This window comes from Aeromonas veronii bv. veronii (assembly GCF_000820225.1).
GTDB lineage: Bacteria > Pseudomonadota > Gammaproteobacteria > Enterobacterales > Aeromonadaceae > Aeromonas > Aeromonas veronii.
Genome location: NZ_CDDK01000019.1, coordinates 3,048 through 6,057, shown reverse-complemented (window position 1 = coordinate 6,057; position 3,010 = coordinate 3,048). Strand labels below are relative to the sequence as shown.

3 protein-coding genes are annotated in these 3,010 nt (G+C 59.4%); all 3 read left to right on the top strand.

Going from position 1 to position 3,010, the window contains the following annotated elements:
• Nucleotides 1–940, top strand: a 940-nt coding sequence (locus BN1139_RS08940; protein ID WP_041980402.1) for a PTS transporter subunit EIIC, incomplete at its 5' end; no start/stop codon positions are given.
• Between the two features lie 68 nt (nucleotides 941–1,008).
• Nucleotides 1,009–2,391, top strand: a complete 1,383-nt coding sequence (locus BN1139_RS08935) for a glycoside hydrolase family 1 protein (RefSeq protein ID WP_005350027.1) — start codon at nucleotides 1,009–1,011, stop codon at nucleotides 2,389–2,391.
• Nucleotides 2,392–2,427: 36 nt separating this feature from the next.
• Nucleotides 2,428–2,781 (top strand): PTS N,N'-diacetylchitobiose transporter subunit IIA, encoded by a 354-nt coding sequence (gene chbA / locus BN1139_RS08930; RefSeq protein ID WP_005350025.1) that lies wholly within the window; start codon nucleotides 2,428–2,430, stop codon nucleotides 2,779–2,781.
• Nucleotides 2,782–3,010 lie beyond the last annotated feature (229 nt).

Here is a 3,010-nt window from a genome sequence, read left to right as displayed (position 1 = left end):
CAACTGGCTGGGCGGAGCCAACATCATCTCCGGCATGCTGATCGGTATCGCCGTGGCCGAAATGTTCGCCTTTATCGTCCGTCGCAACTGGGTCATCACCCTGCCAGACAGCGTTCCAACTTCTGTCTCCCGCTCCTTCTCGGCTTTGATCCCGGGCTTTATCATCCTCTCCATTATGGGGGTGATCTCCTACCTGCTGAACAATGCCGGCACCAACTTCCACCAGCTGATCATGGACAGTATCTCCACCCCGCTGGCCAATATGGGGGGTCTGGTGGGCTGGGTCTATGTGATCTTCTCCTCCTTCCTCTGGTTCTTCGGCGTACACGGCATGCTGGCGCTCACTGCGCTGGAGTCAGGCGTACTTTTCCCCTTCGCCCTGGAAAACGTCGCCCTCTACAACCAGTACGGCTCGGTCGAAGCTGCTCTGGAGGCAGGCAAGCAGTTCCACTTCTGGGCCAAGCCGATCACCGACTCCTTCGTCTTCCTCGGCGGCACCGGTGCCACGCTGGGCCTCATCATCGCCATCTTTATGGTCTCCCGTCGCGATGACTACCGTCAGGTCGCCAAGCTGGGTCTGCCCTCCGGCATGTTCCAGATCAACGAGCCCATCCTGTTCGGCTTGCCGGTCATCATGAACCCCATCCTGCTGGTGCCCTTCATCCTGGTGCACCCGGTACTGATGGGGATCACCATGGCGGCCTACTACGCCGGGATCATCCCGCCCATCACCAACATAGCGCCATGGACCATGCCGACCGGCCTGGGAGCCTTCTTCAACACCAACGGCAGCGTGGCCGCCTTCTGTCTGGCGATATTCAACCTGGGTGTCGCGACCATGATGTACATCCCCTTCGTGCTGATTGCCAACAAAGCGCAGAACGTCATCGATGAAGAAGAGGAGAGCGAAGAGGATATCGCTCTGGCTCTGAAGTTCTGATAACAGCCATTCCAATGACAGCAAGGGAGGAGCAAAACTCCTCCCCTAACAGCCTGGAGAAGTAACCCATGCAGTATCGTTTTCCGGATAACTTCTGGTGGGGCAGCGCCAGCTCGGCCCCGCAGATGGAAGGCGCCGCCAACCGCGGCGGCAAATCCGCCAATATCTTTGACTACTGGTTCTCCATCGAACCGCAGCGTTTCCACAACGGGGTCGGCCCGACCGACACTTCTACCTTCTATGACAACTTCGAGAGCGACATCAAGCTGCTCAAGCAGCTGGGGCACAACAGTTTTCGCACCTCCATCTCCTGGTCACGGCTGATCCCGGACGGGGTGGGCGAAATCAACCAGGAGGCGGTCAGCTTCTACAACGCCGTCTTTGACCGGCTGCTGGCCGAGGGGATCACCCCGCTTATCAACCTCTACCACTTCGACATGCCGATGTGCATGCAGGAGCGTGGCGGCTGGGAGAGCCGGGAAGTGGTGGCCGCCTATGTGCGCTACGCCACCCGCTGCTTCGACCTGTTTGGCGGTCGTATCAAGCACTGGTTCACCTTCAACGAGCCGATTGTGCCGGTCGAGTGCGGATACCTTGGCCACTACCACTACCCCTGCGTGGTCGATTTTGGTAGGGCGGCCACCGTCGCCTACCACACCGCGCTGGCCCATGCCGGTGCCGTGCAGGCCTATCGCGCCTGCCAGCATGATGGCGAGATCGGCATCATCCTCAACCTGAGCCCGACCTATCCCCGCTCGCAGGATCCGGCAGATCTCGCAGCCTCCCGCATCGCGGATCTGCTGCTCAACAAGAGCTTCCTCGATCCTGCCCTGAAGGGGAGCTACGACCCCGAGCTGGTCGCGCTGCTAGAGCAGTACGACTTGCTGCCGCAGATCGAAGAGGGTGACAAGGCGCTGCTCGCCGCCGGCAAGGTGGATATCCTCGGCATCAACTACTACCAGCCGCGCCGGGTCAAGGCCAAAGAGGTGGCGTGGCAGGGTGTACCGCGCACGCCGGAAGATCTGTTCGACTACTACGAGATGCCGGGCCGCAAGATGAACCCCCACCGCGGCTGGGAGATTTACGAAAAAGGGATCTACGACATCCTCACCGACCTGCGAGTCAACTACGGCAACCTGCCCTGCTACATCTCGGAAAACGGCATGGGGGTCGAAGGGGAAGAGCGCTTTATCGGTCCCGAGGGACGGGTGGAGGATGACTACCGCATCCAGTTCATTCGCGAGCACCTCCAGTGGCTGCATCGCGCACTGGAAGAGGGCAGCGCCTGTCGCGGCTATCACCTGTGGACCTTTATCGACAACTGGTCGTGGCTCAACGCCTACAAGAACCGTTATGGCTTCGTCCGCCTCGATCTGGAGAGCCAGCAGCGCACCATCAAGAAGAGCGGCTACTGGTTTGCCGAGGTAGCGCGCAACCATGGTTTTAATTAACGGTTTCAATTAACGCATTTACGTAAGGAACGACACATGTTCGATCTGGACAACATCACTGAAGAGGCCACCACCAGCAACGATCTGGAAGAGGTGGTAATGGGGCTCATCATCAACTCCGGGCAGGCCCGCAGTCTCGCCTACACCGCGCTGAAAAAGGCCAAGGAGGGGGACCTGGCCGCCGCTCACCAGCTGATGGCCCAATCCCGCGAGGCGCTCAATGCCGCCCATCTGGTGCAGACCCAGCTGATCGAGGACGATCAGGGGGAAGGCAAGATCCCGGTCACCCTGGTGCTGGTCCATGCCCAGGATCACCTGATGACCTCCATGCTGGCCCGTGAGCTGATCAGCGAGCTGATCGAGCTGCACGAAAAGCTGCAGAACCAATAACCTCCGGACGGGGCGAGAGGCCCCGTCATCGGCCCGCAGATCAGGAAGCGACTCATGAGCGTTAAAACAATCCGGGAAACCGAACTGTTTAACAACAAACCATTCCACATGTTCATCTACAACAAACAGGTGAGCGGAACCGGTTTGCACCAGCACGACTACTACGAGTTCACCCTGGTACTGACCGGTCGTTACTATCAGGAGGTCAACGGCAAGCGGGTGCTGCTGG